Origin of the sequence: Mangrovivirga cuniculi (assembly GCF_005166025.1) — a bacterium.
Classification (GTDB): Bacteria; Bacteroidota; Bacteroidia; order Cytophagales; family Cyclobacteriaceae; genus Mangrovivirga; species Mangrovivirga cuniculi.
The window spans coordinates 4,013,337-4,030,246 of record NZ_CP028923.1; the positions used below are offsets into that span (position 1 = coordinate 4,013,337).

General features: G+C 37.1%; 13 protein-coding genes. 9 read left to right on the forward strand and 4 right to left on the reverse strand.

Going from position 1 to position 16,910, the window contains the following annotated elements:
- Nucleotides 1-56: 56 nt before the first annotated feature.
- Nucleotides 57-2,366, forward strand: coding sequence for an OmpA family protein (locus tag DCC35_RS17610; RefSeq protein ID WP_137092036.1), 2,310 nt, complete (start codon nt 57-59; stop codon nt 2,364-2,366).
- 154 nt (nt 2,367-2,520) lie between these two features.
- Nucleotides 2,521-5,493 (forward strand): glycosyltransferase family 117 protein, encoded by a 2,973-nt coding sequence (locus DCC35_RS17615; RefSeq protein WP_137092037.1) that lies wholly within the window; start codon nt 2,521-2,523, stop codon nt 5,491-5,493.
- Between the two features lie 67 nt (nt 5,494-5,560).
- Here the strand turns inward: DCC35_RS17615 and DCC35_RS17620 are convergent, their stop codons facing one another.
- On the reverse strand, nt 5,561-6,340 hold the full coding sequence (locus DCC35_RS17620) for a class I SAM-dependent methyltransferase (protein ID WP_137092038.1): 780 nt from the start codon (nt 6,338-6,340) through the stop codon (nt 5,561-5,563).
- An 87-nt stretch (nt 6,341-6,427) separates the two neighbouring features.
- Between DCC35_RS17620 and DCC35_RS17625 the strand changes: the two genes are divergently transcribed.
- From DCC35_RS17625 to DCC35_RS21930, 3 genes are read left to right on the forward strand one after another with little or no spacing between them, the layout of a single operon-like run.
- Nucleotides 6,428-7,627: a GWxTD domain-containing protein gene (locus DCC35_RS17625; RefSeq protein ID WP_175402863.1), complete on the forward strand. Its 1,200-nt coding sequence runs from the start codon at nt 6,428-6,430 to the stop codon at nt 7,625-7,627.
- 5 nt (nt 7,628-7,632) lie between these two features.
- Nucleotides 7,633-8,046, forward strand: a complete 414-nt coding sequence (locus tag DCC35_RS21925; protein ID WP_317128959.1) for a TrmH family RNA methyltransferase — start codon at nt 7,633-7,635, stop codon at nt 8,044-8,046.
- Nucleotides 8,043-8,387, forward strand: coding sequence for a TrmH family RNA methyltransferase (locus DCC35_RS21930; protein WP_317128960.1), 345 nt, complete (start codon nt 8,043-8,045; stop codon nt 8,385-8,387). Before DCC35_RS21925 ends, DCC35_RS21930 begins: the two co-directional genes overlap by 4 nt.
- On the opposite strand, the gene DCC35_RS17635 is transcribed toward DCC35_RS21930, so the two are convergent.
- Both DCC35_RS17635 and DCC35_RS17640 read right to left on the reverse strand, forming a co-directional pair.
- Nucleotides 8,378-9,454 carry a mannose-1-phosphate guanylyltransferase gene (locus DCC35_RS17635; protein WP_137092040.1) on the reverse strand — a complete coding sequence of 359 codons (1,077 nt, stop codon included), beginning with the start codon at nt 9,452-9,454 and terminating at the stop codon, nt 8,378-8,380. The two genes, DCC35_RS21930 and DCC35_RS17635, sit on opposite strands and share 10 nt — an antisense overlap.
- Before the next feature lie 45 nt (nt 9,455-9,499).
- The gene (locus DCC35_RS17640; RefSeq protein WP_137092041.1) at nt 9,500-10,468 is read right to left on the reverse strand and encodes a KpsF/GutQ family sugar-phosphate isomerase; all 969 of its coding nucleotides are present in this window, start codon (nt 10,466-10,468) and stop codon (nt 9,500-9,502) included.
- A gap of 89 nt (nt 10,469-10,557) precedes the next feature.
- On the opposite strand from DCC35_RS17640, the gene recQ reads away from it, so the two are divergent.
- The gene (gene recQ, locus DCC35_RS17645; RefSeq protein WP_137092042.1) at nt 10,558-12,756 is read left to right on the forward strand and encodes a DNA helicase RecQ; all 2,199 of its coding nucleotides are present in this window, start codon (nt 10,558-10,560) and stop codon (nt 12,754-12,756) included.
- Here the strand turns inward: recQ and DCC35_RS17650 are convergent.
- The gene (locus DCC35_RS17650) at nt 12,753-13,382 is read right to left on the reverse strand and encodes an HAD family hydrolase (protein WP_137092043.1); all 630 of its coding nucleotides are present in this window, start codon (nt 13,380-13,382) and stop codon (nt 12,753-12,755) included. The two genes, recQ and DCC35_RS17650, sit on opposite strands and share 4 nt — an antisense overlap.
- A 160-nt stretch (nt 13,383-13,542) precedes the next feature.
- Between DCC35_RS17650 and purD the strand changes: the two genes are divergently transcribed.
- The 3 genes from purD (at nt 13,543) to DCC35_RS17665 (ending at nt 16,892) form a co-directional block, all read left to right on the forward strand.
- Nucleotides 13,543-14,817 (forward strand): phosphoribosylamine--glycine ligase, encoded by a 1,275-nt coding sequence (gene purD / locus DCC35_RS17655; RefSeq protein ID WP_137092044.1) that lies wholly within the window; start codon nt 13,543-13,545, stop codon nt 14,815-14,817.
- A gap of 150 nt (nt 14,818-14,967) precedes the next feature.
- Nucleotides 14,968-16,398, forward strand: a complete 1,431-nt coding sequence (locus tag DCC35_RS17660; protein ID WP_137092045.1) for a PSP1 domain-containing protein — start codon at nt 14,968-14,970, stop codon at nt 16,396-16,398.
- Nucleotides 16,398-16,892 (forward strand): gliding motility lipoprotein GldH, encoded by a 495-nt coding sequence (locus tag DCC35_RS17665; RefSeq protein ID WP_137092046.1) that lies wholly within the window; start codon nt 16,398-16,400, stop codon nt 16,890-16,892. The genes DCC35_RS17660 and DCC35_RS17665 overlap by 1 nt, the downstream gene beginning before the upstream one ends.
- Nucleotides 16,893-16,910 lie beyond the last annotated feature (18 nt).

Consider the following 16,910-nt stretch of genomic DNA (forward strand, 5'->3'; position numbering starts at 1 on the left):
TATATCAGGTTATCATTAATATTGCAGTACATTAATTAATTCATATCTAATATAATATGAAATACAATTTTTTAACCTTTACGATTTTTATACTTTTTGCTTTTACAGTGAATGCCCAGCAAGGAGATGTTGAAAAAACATTATACAGGGCTGATCAGTATTTCAAGATCGAAAATTATAATGAAGCACTAAAGTATTATGAAAAGGCTGTCGAAATGGGAGCTGATGACGCAGTATCACTTTATCGCTACGGTGTCACTCTTTCAAACCTTATTGATGTCCAGGGACAAAAAAATGCCTTAGAACATTTAGAAAAGGCCATAAAAAAGGACGAGGGAAAACTACCGGTTGAAAAATACTGGTATTTAGGTCTAGCTGAATTGAGAAATGAAAATCCTGTCCAGGCGATTGAATCATTCAATAAATTTCTGGATGAGGCAAAACCAAACAATAACCTAAGAAAAAAGGCAGCTCTATATAAGGAAATGGCCTTTAACGCCCAAGCTTTCCTTGCAAACCCGAAACTAGTAGAATTAAGAAGTTTCAGCTCTGTAGTCAATTCAGACCTCATTGAATACAATCCGGTTATATCTGCTGATGAGTCAGTAATGGCTTATACTGTATTTGACCCAGTCACTAAAGGAGCTAAAGAAAAAATCTTCATAGTCACGAAGAAGGATGATGGAACATGGGGAAAACCAGAAGAAATTAATATAAAAACGACCGGTAATATCGGAACAGCAGGCATATCTGCTGATGGCCGACAACTTTTAGTTTTTGTAGGAAATGAATCTGACCCTGGGGACCTTTATACAATACATAAGATTAAAGGTAAATGGCAGGCTCCTGTATCACTTGGTAAAAATATAAACAGCCGCTACACGGAAACTGCTGCTTCGTTAACTTCAGATGGTAAAACAATCTATTTTGCTAGTAACAGACCTGGCAGCATAGGAGGTTTTGATATTTATAAGTCTGAAAAAAATGAAAAAGGTGTTTGGGGACAAGCTAAAAACCTAGGCCCGGTTGTAAACACTGAACAAAATGAAGAAGGTCCGTTTATTCACCCTGATCAAAGAACTTTATTCTTTACCAGTGAAGGACATAAATCAATGGGTGGTCGGGACATCTTCCGCACTGTAAGAGCAAACGGAGAATGGCAAACACCAGTTAACCTAGGATATCCAATCAATACCACTACAGATGATAATTACTTTACACTTTCTGCTGATGGTGAAACAGGTTATTTTTCATCAGATAGAGTTGGTGGACAAGGAGGTCAGGATATTTACTTCTTCGACATGCCAGAAGGAGGAAATAATATTGCTTTGACACTAATCAAAGGTTTGATTCTGGATGGCGATACAAAACAACCAATCAGTTCTAAGATCAAAGTAGTTGAAAAAAATTCAGGAAATAAAGTTGAATATGTTTATTCTCCGAATGAAAAAGGTGAATATTTAATAATTTTCCCTCCAGGTAAAAGCTATGACCTAATAGTCGAATCTGAGAACTATTTACCTTACACGATAGCAATCGATATCCCGGATCAGGAATATTTTTATGAGCTATATCAGCGAATTTTACTTACTCCAATAAAGCAATTTGATGTCGTAGTTGGTCAGGAAGTAAAAGTGAGCAATGTTTTCTATGACACTGAAAATGATACTAAAATTTCGCCAAGAATGGCAAACGAGGCAAATCTGATAAAAAGTGACAGCCTTGACCTTTTAGATATAATGGATGGTATTATTGCTACTTCTGACACTATCGCGCTGGATTATCTTATGACGATAATGTTTGCAACCAACCCAGTTGAAGAATTTGATTTCGACGACTCAAGTAATGATAAGATTCAACATGCATCGCAGAAATATTACTATGATGAAAACGGAGAAGAAAGTCTGGAAAAACGCATTGTAGATGGAGAACCGATATTTAGTTTGCCGACATTTAATGTATCGAAAAAAGCTTTAAAAGAAGATAATGATAAAATTTCCGGATCGGAATATGATGAAAGTCTTTTAAATAAAAAGGTTTCTATTTACTTCAATGTTGGAGATGCTAGCATGCAGGAATCTGATAAGAAAAAACTAGCAGAAATGCTTAAATTAATAGATGACAATCCAGTTTTGGGGCTTGAAATTTCAGGTTATGCTTCACAAGACGGAGATGAAGAAACAAACAGAAAATTAAGTAATGAAAGAGCTAAAGAAGTTCTGAATTACTTCAATACACGAGGAATTGTTAGGAGAAGGATCATAGCTAAAGGTTATGGAGCTGTAGATAATTCAAATTTATCCAAAGAAGAAAGTCGAAGGGTAGATGTCAGAATTGTCGACCTTAACAAGGAACAATCGTTATAAAATAAACAAGGCTTACCTAAAAATCTGAAAGGACATCTCTATACAGGGATGTCCTTTGTTTTAATATACAATAAGTAATTATTAACAAGAATTAACTGACATATCCTCAATAATTTCTTATTTTCGCCCGAGTTAGTGAACCTAAAAACAATTCATGAAAGATTTTAGAAGGATAAATAACATTACCGGATGGCTACTTTTTATCATAGCCACCATTGTTTATACTTTGACCGTTGAAGAAACTGCAAGCTTTTGGGATTGCGGAGAATTCATTGCTGTATCTTATAAGCTTGAAGTTCCTCACCCTCCCGGAGCACCTTTATTCTTAATGCTGGGTAGGTTTTTCAGTATGTTTACAGATGATGTAACTCAGGTTGCATTTGCTATAAATATGCTTAGTGTTATTGCCAGTGGATTTACCATATTGTTTTTATACTGGACAATAGTGCTTTTCGGAAGAAAGCTTTTAAGTGCTAAAATAGGTCAGGAAACAAAAGAACAGGGATTATTGCTACTTGCCTCCGGAATAGTCGGGGCTTTAGCTTATACATTTAGTGACACTTTTTGGTTCTCAGCAGTTGAGGCCGAAGTTTATGCCCTTTCATCATTCTTTACTGCTTTTGTAGTATGGGCTATGCTTAAATGGGAACTCGTTGATGACCAGAGGATGGCCAACAGATGGTTATTACTCATCGCATATATGGTAGGACTTTCAATAGGTGTTCACTTATTAAACCTGGTAACTATTCCTGCCCTCGCTCTAATAATGTATTTCAAATACCGTGACGATAAATCTTCATTAAAAGGTGGTGTGATCGCCATTTTACTTGGATTAGTGATTGTCGGTGTTATCCAGATAGGTATTATCCCTGGTTTACCTTCTATCGCAGGCAAATTCGAGGTGTTTTTTGTTAACAGTCTTGGTTTCGGTTTCGGATCAGGTATCATATTTTTCTGTTTACTATTATTTGGTGGGTTGATCTTTGGTATATGGTTCACTCAAAAGAAAGGATTGGTTAATCCTAACACAATTCTACTTGCATTAACTTTTATTTTAATAGGTTATTCTTCTTATACCATGGTTGTAATTCGTTCAAATTACAACCCACCAATCGATGAAAACGACCCACAGGATGTGATGTCTTTCGTTTCTTATTTAAAAAGGGAACAGTATGGAAGCAGACCTCTGTTATTTGGCCCGTATTATAACACAGAATTGCAAGATCAGGTATCGGGTGAGCCTGTTTATGTAAAAGGAAAAGATAAATATGAAATTGCTGATTATAAAGTAGAAAACGAATGGGCTGAAACTCATTTCTTTCCTAGAATCTGGAATTCCGAAGCCAGATACCAGCAACAATACCGAAGCATGCTCGGATTACAAAAAGGAGAAGATCCGAATTTTAGTGATAACCTGTACTTTATGTTCACGCATCAAATCGGCCATATGTATCTGCGATACTTTATGTGGAATTTTGCAGGCAGAGAAAGTGATATTCAAGATGCCGGTTGGATGACCCCGTGGCAGTCAGATGATGGACTTCCGTATGAGATCAAAGAAAATAAAGCCAGAAATCAGCTTTTTATGCTACCATTATTGCTAGGGTTGCTAGGTCTGGTCTTTAATTTTTCTAAAAATCAAAAAACCGGAATTATAGTAACTCTTTTATTTTTACTCCTGGGTGTTGCCCTGGTAATGTATCTGAATTCACCTCCTTCAGAGCCACGGGAAAGAGATTATATATATGCCGGTAGTTTTTACGCCTTCTGTATTTGGGTAGGCTTTGGTGTAATGGCTATTGCTGATATACTTAAAAATGTATTAAAAAATAGTACTGCAAGAGTTGGGACTGCCTTTATCTTATCGATGATCGTTCCAGTTATCATGGCATCAGAAAACTGGGATGACCATGATCGTAGTAACAGATACTTCTCGGTAGATGCAGCAAGAAACTACCTTGAATCATGTGCTCCGAATGCAATATTATTTACAGGAGGAGATAATGATACCTTCCCGTTATGGTATCTACAAGAAGTAGAGGGTGTCAGAACTGATGTTAGAGTAATTGTATTGTCTTACTTTAACACTGACTGGTACATTGAGCAAATGCATCGTCAGGCATACGAATCTGACCCATTGCCTTTTACTCTTTCAATTGACATGATTCAGCAGGGAGGACCGGTAGATTATTTACCTTATGTTCCTTCAAATGAAAAGATCAATCAGAATGGAGTTAATCTCAATGAATACCTAAATCTGTTAAATAAAGGCTCGAGATCGATAATTACAGCATTTGATGGAAAAGACTATGCGAGGTTACTATCCAAGAAATTTTTCTTATCTGTTGATTCAGCAAAAGCTGCTTCAATAGTACCGGAAAAATACAGAAACGGAATAGTCGACAATATGTGGTTTAACGTGAAAGGAAATGGTCTTTATAAAAATGACTTTATGATCCTTGATCTTATAGCGGGAAATAACTGGGAAAGACCAATCTACTTCAATTCCACTTCAATGAGATCAGTAAGATTCGACATTCAGGATTACCTGGTTCAGGAAGGATTAACTTACAGGCTAGTACCGTCAAGAATGAATAATTCTGATTTTGTAGAAGCTACTGACACTGACGAGATGTATAAAAATGTCATGGAAAAGTGGCGATTCAGAGAATTAGACAATCCTGATTCATATTATAATGAAGACTACAGAGGATTTGTTCAGAATCACAGATATGCTTTAAATGCACTAGCCGAAGGATTGATAAATGATGGTGAAATTGAAAAAGCGCATGAGATTATCAATAAAAGTTTGAACGAAATGCCTGATAAGGCTGTTCCATATGACTTTTCGTTACTGCAAACAGTAGAGATTCTGTTCAAACTTTCTTCCCTGGGAGTAAGCGGTGCGCACGATCAGGCTGTTGAAATGACCAGATTAGGATCTGAAAGAATGTTTGATTTATCCAAATACTATATCGATCAGACATATCAGCTACGAGAAGCTGAAAGACAGCTTATGGGATTAAATGTATTAGCTAACCAGGCTAAGAATAACGGAGAAACAGAACTCGCTCAGGAAATCAGTCAGAAATTCAATACATTGGCTGGTAGAATTGGCGGAAGATGATAAATCACAATTCATAAGACATAAAAAAAGGTAGCCGGGGCTACCTTTTTTTATGTCTTACTTTATTTTATCTATTTTTATATCCTATATAAAACAGATCCAGGGCTTTCTCAGGATTATCAATTACCAGGTAATCTTCATGAGTGATTCCGGTAACTAGTCCTGAATTTTGTTTTGATAGATTATTTCTATTTATCCTGTTTAAGATATCATAAGGAATTCTTAAAATCGAAGCGGGAAGTTTATACTGCAGATCAAAAATATCAAAGCGAGTAATCTTCTCTACTGACTTTTTATTCTGTTTATAATAATCCCATACTTTTTCATTACCACCAATACCCTTAGTCTCCACCTTATCAAAATACTTATACATAAGGTTTTCTAACTCTTTTGGCGTGTATTCTCTTTCATGCCAGGGGTTTCTGGTAAGTGTATAGTTTATATTAGGAGTGGTAACCAATAATTTACCACCGGGTTTTAGAAGTCTGTATAACTCTTTTAAAAACAGGCCATCATCTTTTATATGCTCAATAACCTGGAAGGTAACGATAGTATCAAATTGATTACTTTCCCAGCCATCAAATGGTGGAATATGCGCTTGAACAAAATCTACTTCAGGGTATTTCGCAGATAATCTATCAATCACCTCACCGATTTTATCGACTGCCTTATATTTCGTGGCTTTGGGTTTTAATAACTCCACACCTCTTCCTTCGCCACATCCTACTTCAAGTAAACTTCCAGACACAAAGGGTATCGCGGCATAATAAGCCTTTAATAACCTGCTATGAATGGGTTTATCAGATGAAATAGTATCAGAAGCGATCTCTGTAGTATACGTTGCCATATTAGTTTAATGATAATTAGCAAAATTAGGCCTTTTTACTTTGTCAAAACAAAATAAAGCAAATAACTTATGTTAAAATTTATAAGCATGAAATTTTTATACAGTCTCTGCACCATTTTTCTGATATTTTTAAACGGTTTTATTGCTAACGCTCAGTCTCTTGACTCACTTGATTTGTCTTTTAAATATTATCAGGGCAAGGGTTTTGAATATGAAAGCAGAATATTCGTCACTGAAAATGAAACAAGAAAAGCTATTCTTTTTGTTCAATTAACAAACTTATCTTCAAGCGAAAGGGATGTAGCATTTTCAACGTCAGCACATATTGATCTGGATGAAAAAGTTCCGGATCAAATTAACTATCAAAATAATTATGTGTTGAAGGGAGGTGAATCGCTGCACCTTCAGCTGGAACAGGAATTGACAGATGATCAGAATTGGGTTTTCCTCTCCATGCGAATAAATAACCTCATGTATCCTGATCTTTTTTTGGTTGGAGAACGATTCATTTTTAATTCTCCGTCAGCATACCCTTCATTAAATGGTTCTGATGATAAAACAAACACTTATTTTAAAGAGGGTGATGAATTAACATTTAATACTTTCCATGAAAGTACTGACATAGATTCTATATTAGTTTACCAGCTTAAATATGACTTTAAGCCAGCTTACCCCCCGATGTTTGAAACCTTTAACCAAAATGAAGGGGGACCGGAGAATCTAAGCACTACTCAAATTGGGATAGCTCAGCCATTTAGGCTTGATTCAGCAGGATTATATCAATATAAAGATTCAGAAGAATCAATGAAAGCCCAGGGATTCAGAGTTGAAAAAAGTTATTTCCCGAAACTTCAAACTGTAGAAGGCATTATAGGGCCACTTCGATACATTTCCTCTAATAAAGAATACAATGAACTGGACTCTTTAAAATCGAAAAAAGCACTCGATCAATTCTTTCTAAATGCATTTGGATCTCCGGGAAGGGCAAAACCTAAGATCAAACTTTATTTTAACCGGGTAGCCAAGGCAAATTATTATTTCACAAACTATAAAGAAGGCTGGAAAACTGATCAGGGAATGCTTTACATCATTCTTGGATCTCCAACAAATATTAAAAAAGATGGCAATTATGAAATATGGTCTTATAAAAAAGGACTTAATTCAAAGCTATCATTTACCTTTGTGCAAGTAAAAGATCCGTATTCAGGGTATCATTTTGTTTTGATCAGAAAGGATGAATATCAAAACGATTGGTTTAAAGCAATTGATGCATGGAGAGGTAGATAAAATTTATGAGAACAGGTCCAAAGAAAGAAGATTACATTTTCGGTACTAGAGCAATAATTGAAGGAATTGAGGCTGGTAGAGAGGTTGAGAAATTACTATTGCAAAAAAACGAGAGAAACCAGTTAATGCAAGAGCTGGTTAAACTTGCTAAAGCCCATGAAATTCCTGTTCAATATGTCCCTCAGGAAAAATTAAACCGGATAACCAGAAAAAATCATCAGGGTGCAATAGCTTTTATTAGTCCTGTAAAATATTTACCTATGACTGAGGTTGTGACCAGCCTCTATGAAGAAGGTAAAAATCCATTTCTGGTAATATTAGATCGAATTACAGACGTAAGGAATTTTGGTGCCATAGCCCGGACCTGTGAATGTATGGGCGTAGATGCCATAATTGTCCCTTCGCGGGTAGTGCCATGATTACCGGCGATGCTGTAAAAACATCTGCAGGAGCATTGAATCACATAAAAGTATGTAGAGAAAATAATCTCAAAGAATCGATAGACTTCTTACAGGATTATGGGGTGAATGTAGTTGCTTGTACAGAAAAGACAGACCATCAAATTTCCTCTATAGATCTCACCGGTCCAATAGCACTTCTTATGGGATCGGAAGAAGATGGTGTCTCTCCTGAATACCTTAAGAAAGCTAATGAAGCTGGTAAAATTCCTATGAGTGGAAATATTAGTTCACTAAATGTATCTGTAGCAGCCGGAATGGCCGCTTATGAAGTTGTCAGACAAAGACTGGATCATAAATAATCTTCTCCCCAGTTGTCTTTCACTTTTTTAGCATAGTGTTTGATCTTAGCTGCATCACCCTTCGGGGTGATCAATAAAACATCTTTGCAATCTGTTATGAGGTAATTTTCCAGTCCATCAACCAAAATTACTTTGTCTGAATCACAAGTTTTGACATAACAGTTATTTGCATTTAAAAATGTCACTTTACCATCTGCTACATTCCCATTTTCATCAGTCTCTTTCATCTCATGAATAGCATTCCAGCTACCCAGGTCTGACCATCTGAAATCTCCTTTCACAACGTAAACATTTTCAGATTTCTCCATTATTGCATAATCAATAGAGATATTCTTACAATGTGAATAAGACTTTTCTATAAACTTTGATTCTTCAGGAGTGTCATACAATCCTCGGCCTTCTGAGAATGTTTCTGCAATATCCGGGGCATGATCCTCAAAAGAATTAATAATTGATTTAACATTCCAGACAAATATTCCCGAATTCCAGAGAAAATCTCCGGATTCCAGGAACTTTTCTGCAAGTTCCTCATGAGGCTTTTCAGTAAATGTTTTCACCTTTTTTACTCTCCCCTCACCTTCTATAAATTGAATATAGCCATATTGGGTCTCAGGCTTATGAGGATTAATTCCGATGGTAAGAAGTGAATCAGTTTGTTCAGCTTTTTCTATCGCAACTTTCAAAGTATCGATAAAATGATCTTCATCGAAAATGGCATGATCAGCCGGAGATACCACCATAACTGAATCAGGATCTCGTTCATTTATTTTATAAGCAGCATAGGCAATACAAGGAGCTGTGTTTCTTCCCAATGGTTCACCTAAGATCTGGTTATCATTTAAATCAGGTAATTGCTCTTTAACCTTGCCTACATAATCAGCATTAGTAACGATAAGTATATTTTCAGGAGCAACTATTTTTAAAAATCGTTTGTAGGTCATTTGAAGTAATGACTCTCCTACCCCGAGTACATCCAAAAATTGCTTGGGTTCAGCATTTCTGCTGTATGGCCAGAAGCGGGAACCAATCCCACCAGCCATAAACACAACATAAAGGTTTTTTTGCATAGATTTTATTATTGAAAGGGGATTTAACCCCGTTACTCAATTTAATTAAATAATTCCTTCTCTCAAAAGATCATGCAAATGTACAAAACCTACAAATTTTTCTTCATTAGTTACAATTATTTGTGTGATATTATTTTCCTGCATCACATTAAAAGCCTTCACAGCATACTCTCCTGCTTCAATAGTTTTCGGATCTTTGCCCATTACATCAGAAGCAGTTAATCCATCAAGGGATGGATTTTCTTGAAGCATTCTTCTAAGGTCCCCATCGGTGATCACACCGATAATTTTATCATCCTTATCGATTACCACTGCAGCTCCCAGTCTTTTACTTGAGATTTCTATGATACAATCTTTTAGCGGGGTATCAGTACTAACTATCGGTTTTTCATTAGCCGGATAAATGTCATCAACTTTTAAATAAAGCTGTTTCCCAAGAGCTCCTCCCGGATGATATCTACCGAAATCCTCACTGGTAAACCCTTTAGCTTCCAATAGTGCTACTGCAAGGGCATCACCAAGCGCTAAATGAGCTGTAGTACTGGTTGTAGGAGCGAGATTATGTGGACAGGCTTCCTCTCCTATTGTCGCATTAAGAGTAAAGTCAGAATGTTGAGCAAGAAAACTATCGGTATTACTTACAAGCCCGACCAGCGTACATCCAGTTCTCTTAATCAATGGAACCAATACCTTTATTTCAGGTGTATTTCCACTTTTTGATATGCAAATAACGAAGTCATCGGGCTGGACCATCCCAAGATCACCATGAATAGCATCGGCAGCATGCATAAATAATGCCGGTGTACCCGTTGAATTCATGGTGGCTACAATTTTGTTCGCAATTATGGCGCTTTTACCAATCCCGGTAATAACTACCCGTCCTTTTGACTCAATTATTGCTCTTACTATCGCTTCAAATTCGTCATCAATGAGCAAAGCAATGTTTTTTATTGCATCTGACTCATTTATAAGTACATTTTTAGCGATTAATTTTATATTTTTTGCTAAATTCAATGTCTAATAAGTGTTTAGTTTCAGAACTTTGTAAGACAAATTTTTGATTTTTTTTTCAAATAAGCTAGAGATTAAGGTAATACCATTATATGTCGGAAGTTAGTACAGATTTACTGCGATCCACTTTAAAGGAAGTTTTTGGCTACCACCATTTCAGGGGAAATCAAGAAAATATTATAAATAATATTATTAATGGCAACGATACATTTGTCATTATGCCCACTGGTGCTGGTAAGTCACTATGTTATCAACTTCCTGCTGTGGTTCTTGAGGGGACGACTATTGTTATCTCGCCATTGATCGCTCTGATGAAAAATCAGGTTGATCAGCTAAGAGCGCTTGGGCTTACTGCCTATTTTTTAAATTCTTCGTTAAGCAAGAGTGAAATCACTAAGGTTAAAAAAGAAACTTTAGCCGGAAACACCAAATTATTATACGTGGCTCCGGAATCATTGACCAAAGAAGAAAATATTGAATTCCTTAAAAAGATCAATATTTCACTCGTTGCTATTGATGAGGCACACTGTATATCAGAATGGGGACATGATTTCCGTCCTGAATACCGTAGAATTAAAACAATCATTGGTGATCTGGGAGAAATGCCGGTCGTTGCTTTAACAGCAACAGCTACTCCTAAGGTTCAGATAGATATTCAGCGTAACCTGCAAATGGATAACGCTACGGTCTTCAAATCATCATTTAACAGGCATAACCTGTATTATGAAGTCAGACCAAAACAGAATATTAAGAAACAGATCATTCAGTTTTTAAAGCCCAGAAAGGGTCAGTCAGGCATCATCTATTGCCTCAGCAGAAAAAAGGTGGAAGAAATCGCCCAGTTTCTTGCTGTCAATGGCTTCAGGGCTGCTCCATATCATGCGGGACTGGAAAGTTCAGTCAGGATGGCTAATCAGGATGGTTTCCTCAGCGAGGACATTGACATCATAGTGGCGACTATTGCTTTCGGAATGGGTATTGATAAGCCTGATGTACGTTTTGTCATTCATTATGATACGCCTAAGTCTATCGAGGGATATTACCAGGAAACCGGACGTGCCGGAAGAGATGGTCTCGATGGGCACTGTCTGATGTTTTACAGTTACAATGACATTCTCAAACTTGAAAAATTCAATAAAGACAAGTCAGTAACAGAGCGTGAAAACGGCAAAGTCTTATTGGAAGAAGTCTCGGCTTATGCAGAATCTGCCGTATGTAGAAGGAAGCAACTTTTACATTACTTCGGAGAGTCCTGGGATGAAGCGGAATGTCAAAGTACTGCGGGTTGCGATGCTTGCAATAATCCTCCTGAATCTTTTGAGGGACAGGAACATATTGTTACTGCATTAAAAGCAGTCTCAGAAACAGGTGAAAGATTTGGTATCGGCCACCTTGTCGATGTGATCCGTGGATCAGCAAATCAATACGTTTTATCCTACGGCCATGATAAAACTTCTATTTACGGGAAAGGAAAAGAAGAACCAAAAGAATTATGGTCTTCGATTCTACGTCAGGCACTGATTTTTGAATTCATCGAAAAGGATATCGATAATATCGGAGTTCTAAAGCTCACTGGTAAAGGAAAAGACTTTTTAAAGTCACCTCATGATATAAAAATCACTAAGCCTCACGACTACAGTGAGCTTACCAGGGAAACTGAAGAAGAAATGGATGAGCCGTCAGCTCCAACAAGGGGTTATGATGAAAATTTATTTTCTCTTTTGAAAGACCTCCGTAAAAAACTCGCGTCTCAAAAGGATCTGCCTCCTTATGTGATCTTTCAGGATAATTCACTGGAGGAAATGGCTACCACTTACCCTACCGACAGAGATCAACTTACAAAGATCAATGGTGTCGGAACCGGTAAAGTATCCAAGTTTGGCAAACCATTCATTGAGGCGATAAAGAAATATGTGGAAGACAATGATATTATCAAACCAGATGATATTCTAATAAAAACATCCGGAGATAAGTCAAAACATAAGATTCATATAATTTCTCAGATTGACAGACAGATCGATCTTGAAGAGATCGCTGAATCAAGAGGCATCTCCTTTGAAGCCCTACTAGATGAAATAGAGAATATCGTTTATTCAGGAACCAAATTAAACCTCGACTATTATATCGAGGATTACCTTGATGAGGATGCTGAAGAAGAGTTATTTGATTATTTCATGGAGGCAGAAAATGACAGCCTCGAAGATGCCCTGGACGAATTTGATGAAGACGAATACTCAGAAGAAGAAATTCGACTGATCAGAATAAAATTCTTATCAGAGGTAGCTAACTAACTCAGATACTCTCTGACATCAACAATTTTCATATCGAGAGCCCGGGCTGCAACAATTCCGGGTTCTCCATCTTCAAACACCAGGCAGTCAGAAGTTTCGACTCCCATTAACAGAGCACATTTTGCAAATGTTTCCGGATCAGGCTTTCCTTTTGACACATCATCAACTGTTATGATATGATCAAAATAAGGGGTCATATGAAGAGTCTCTATTGTTTTCATCCCCATTTGTCTGCTACTACCTGTACCGATGGACATTGGTAATTTTCCGTGCCATTCTCTCACTATATCAAATACCGGCTCAATCCTGTTAACAAGATGAAAGTTCTTTTTGAAATTTTCTCTCTTTCTTAAGGTACAATCAACTGGATCCATATCTTCCAATTGATACATCTCCTTAAGTCGTTCGAATGTAGTAATAGTCGGGGTGCCGGCCCAATCGTAGAATAACTGCCTGGAAAAATCTATTCCATAAGTATCAGTCACTTTTTTATAAGCCTCATAATGCACTTCCATGGTGTTGGCCAGAGTACCATCCAGATCAAAGATCAGTGCTTTTGCGCCGGTTTTTTCAGGTAGATCGATCATGGCGCAAAAATAAGTACCAGGATCCTTAATAACACTCAATTGTTAAAAATATCCCGACAGGCTACCAATATTTATCAATTTTAATACCTGAAGATTATATGGTTATTATATTTGTAGAAATAATACTTATTCGGCATCTGTTTTTCTAAAAGCAGATCAAAATTAAGACCGTAATAACTCAATAAAAGCTAAAAAACAAATGAATATACTAGTAGTCGGATCTGGTGGACGCGAACATGCCCTATCATGGAAAATAGCAGAAAGCAAACATTGTGATCAGTTATTTATCGCTCCCGGAAACGCTGGAACTGAAAATATCGGAAAAAACATTTCTCTTAATATCAGTAATCATAACGAGGTTGCTGATTTTATTTTAGACAAAGAAATCGGAATGATCGTCGTAGGACCTGAAGCACCACTTGTTGAAGGCCTTAGTGACAGCCTTAAGTCTGACAAAAGATTATCTGATTTGATAGTAATCGGACCGGAAAAAGCTGGTGCAGAACTAGAGGGAAGTAAAGATTTCAGCAAGCAGTTTATGTTAAGAAACAATATACCTACTGCTAAGGCTCAAACTTTTTCTAAAGATAATATAGAAGAGGCATACAAATATCTGGAATCCCTTTCAGCACCTTATGTATTAAAAGCAGACGGACTTGCAGCCGGTAAAGGTGTTGTGATTGCTCAAAGCATGGAGGAAGCAAAAGACACACTAAAAGAAATGCTTGTTGATGCAAAATTTGGTGATGCAAGTTCACAGGTGTTAATCGAGGAGTTTCTTTCAGGTATTGAGCTTTCAGTTTTTGTCTTGACCAATGGCAAGCAATATGTTGTTCTACCCGAAGCAAAAGATTATAAGAGGATTGGAGAAGGAGATAAAGGATTGAATACTGGTGGAATGGGTGCAATCAGTCCGGTGCCATTTGCACAGGGAGATTTCATGAATAAAGTTGAAGAACAAGTCATAAAACCCACTATTGAAGGGTTAAATAAAGAAAACATTCCTTACCAGGGGTTTATATTCATAGGCCTGATGAACGTTGATGGCAATCCATATGTTATTGAATATAACGTCAGGATGGGTGACCCTGAAACTGAGGCAGTAATACCAAGAATAAAAAGTGACCTTGTTGAAGCTTTCATAGCTACCAATGAGCATTCTCTTAATCAATACAAACTGGAAATTGATCAGGACACAACGGCCACTGTAATTCTTGTTTCAGGAGGTTATCCGGAGAGCTATGAAAAAGGTAAAGCGATTAACGGTCTGAATGAAGATCATGAAGCGACCATCTTTCATGCCGGAACAAAATCGTCTGAAGATGGATCAGTTTTGACCTCCGGAGGCAGAGTTTTAGCTCTAACCGGTAAAGGAAATTCGATGGATGAAGCCTTACAAAAAGCTTATTCATCAGCTAAAAAAATCTCCTGGGATAAAATGTATTTCAGAAAGGACATTGGTTTCGACCTGTAAACCAGGATTATTGTAAAGCTTTACCTTACTGAATAAGGAAACCGCAAAAAAATTAGTATTTTAGACATTGGGAGTTGTGAATATAACTGATAATGTTTGCCACAACGATGTGTAGGAACAGGTATTTGCGGACAAAGGAAAAAATTAATTATGGCTTGTAGTACATGCGCAACTAAAAATAAAGATGGTAACGTTTCAGGATGTCAGAACAACGGTGCTTGTGGCACCGGTGGTTGTAACAAAATGAATGTATTCGACTGGTTGTCGAATATGGAATTACCATCAGACCAGATATTCAATATCATAGAGGTTAGATTCAAGAACGGAAGAAAAGAATTTTTTAGAAATTCAGACTATTTGGATCTCACCACCGGTGAACCTGTTATTGTTAATGTTCCCAACGGACATCATTTAGGTCATGTCTCTCTTCAGGGTGAATTAGTAAGGCTTCAGATGAAGAAAAAGGGAGTAGAGGAAGATAGTGAAGAGGTAAGAAATATTTATCGAAAGGCTACTGATAAAGATCTTGAGAAATACGAAGAGGTCAAAAACAGGGAAATGCCTACTCTTTACAGAACCAGGGAAATAATCAGAAACCTTGGACTCTCTATGAAACTTTCTGAAGTAGAATATCAGGCTGATAATTCTAAAGCTACTTTCTTTTATTCTGCTGATGACAGAGTTGACTTCAGAGAATTAATTAAAGTTCTGGCAGCTGAGTTTAAGATTCGCGTAGAAATGAAACAAATATCTCTCCGCCAGGAAGCAGGAATGCTCGGAGGCATTGGCTCTTGCGGCAGAGAACTGTGTTGTTCAACATGGCTCACTGAATTTAAGAGTGTTTCAACTTCCGCAGCCAGATATCAAAACTTGTCATTAAACCCGGGCAAATTATCCGGTCAATGCGGCAGGCTGAAATGCTGTCTCAATTATGAGCTTGAAACCTATATGGATGCTTTAAAAGACATCCCGGAAATGGAAAACGAAACCATTGAGACCGAAAAGGGTAAAGCACGTCTTCAGAAAACTGATATCTTCAGAAAAATTATGTGGTTTGGCTTCTCTGATGAAAACACCTGGCACCCGGTTGAAGCAGGTCGGGTCAGAGAAATAATCGAACTTAATGAAAAAGGTATTAAGCCTGCTACATTATTCGAAGATGAGATCGAGCTTAACCTGGGTAGTAGTCTTAATAGTGATCTGGAACGATTAGACAAGAAACTTAGTAAGGGTAGTAAGCCGAAGAAAAAAAGAAAGAAGAGAAGAAAGAAGCCTCAAGGAAACCGGCCTGACAATCAGAACCAGCAACAAGCTGCACCAAAGAAAAAATCAGGAAGTAATAAACCAAAAAATCAAGGAGGTGGCCAACCTGCAAAAAATCAGGGCGGTGGTCAACCTGCAAAAAAACAAGGCTCAAAATACTCCAGGCAAAACCATCCTAAGGCAGAAAATAAACCTCAGGGGACTTCAACTGAAGGGCAGGATAAAAGAGCCAAAGGAAAACCAAGAAGCAATAACAAAAACAGAAGATTCAAAAAAGGAGGAAGAAGAAATCCAAACAATAACGATAATAAGCAATAATGAGATCAATTTTTTATTTGACAACTATATTCGTTCTCGCACTTTCAGGCTGTGATACCACAAGAGTCTATGAAGAATATAACGATTTTGAAAATAATACCTGGAATCGGAATAATTCAATAAATTTTGAGTTTCAAATATCAGATTCAGAATCTCCTTATCATTTATATTATAACATCAGGAATACAAATGATTATCCATTTCATAATTTATACCTCGGAGCAGAATTAACAAATGCCGAGGGAGAGGTTTTAGTCAAAAACATGGCACTGGAAAATCAGCCTGATGAGATAATGATCTTTGACAGAAAGTCTGGAGAGCCTCTGGGAGAAAGTAGCATTGGCAATCTCTACACCATACAAGCTCCTTTTAAACAATCATTTCAATTCCCGGATACCGGAACCTATAAAATCAACATCACTCATTTTATGAGGGATCAGGAATTATCCGGTTTACAAGCAGCCGGATTTCGGGTTGAAAAAGTAAAGGAATAAAAAAATTAAACAGGGCTG

What these genes read in the sequence shown, in the direction of transcription:
- DCC35_RS17610 (WP_137092036.1), top strand. Translation starts at nt 57, where the DNA reads ATGAAATACAATTTTTTAACCTTTACGATTTTTATACTTTTTGCTTTT.
- DCC35_RS17615 (WP_137092037.1), top strand. Translation starts at nt 2,521, where the DNA reads ATGAAAGATTTTAGAAGGATAAATAACATTACCGGATGGCTACTTTTT.
- DCC35_RS17620 (WP_137092038.1), bottom strand. Translation starts at nt 6,340, where the DNA reads ATGGCAACGTATACTACAGAGATCGCTTCTGATACTATTTCATCTGAT.
- DCC35_RS17625 (WP_175402863.1), top strand. Translation starts at nt 6,428, where the DNA reads ATGAAATTTTTATACAGTCTCTGCACCATTTTTCTGATATTTTTAAAC.
- DCC35_RS21925 (WP_317128959.1), top strand. Translation starts at nt 7,633, where the DNA reads ATGAGAACAGGTCCAAAGAAAGAAGATTACATTTTCGGTACTAGAGCA.
- DCC35_RS21930 (WP_317128960.1), top strand. Translation starts at nt 8,043, where the DNA reads ATGATTACCGGCGATGCTGTAAAAACATCTGCAGGAGCATTGAATCAC.
- DCC35_RS17635 (WP_137092040.1), bottom strand. Translation starts at nt 9,454, where the DNA reads ATGCAAAAAAACCTTTATGTTGTGTTTATGGCTGGTGGGATTGGTTCC.
- recQ (WP_137092042.1), top strand. Translation starts at nt 10,558, where the DNA reads ATGTCGGAAGTTAGTACAGATTTACTGCGATCCACTTTAAAGGAAGTT.
- purD (WP_137092044.1), top strand. Translation starts at nt 13,543, where the DNA reads ATGAATATACTAGTAGTCGGATCTGGTGGACGCGAACATGCCCTATCA.
- DCC35_RS17660 (WP_137092045.1), top strand. Translation starts at nt 14,968, where the DNA reads ATGGCTTGTAGTACATGCGCAACTAAAAATAAAGATGGTAACGTTTCA.
- DCC35_RS17665 (WP_137092046.1), top strand. Translation starts at nt 16,398, where the DNA reads ATGAGATCAATTTTTTATTTGACAACTATATTCGTTCTCGCACTTTCA.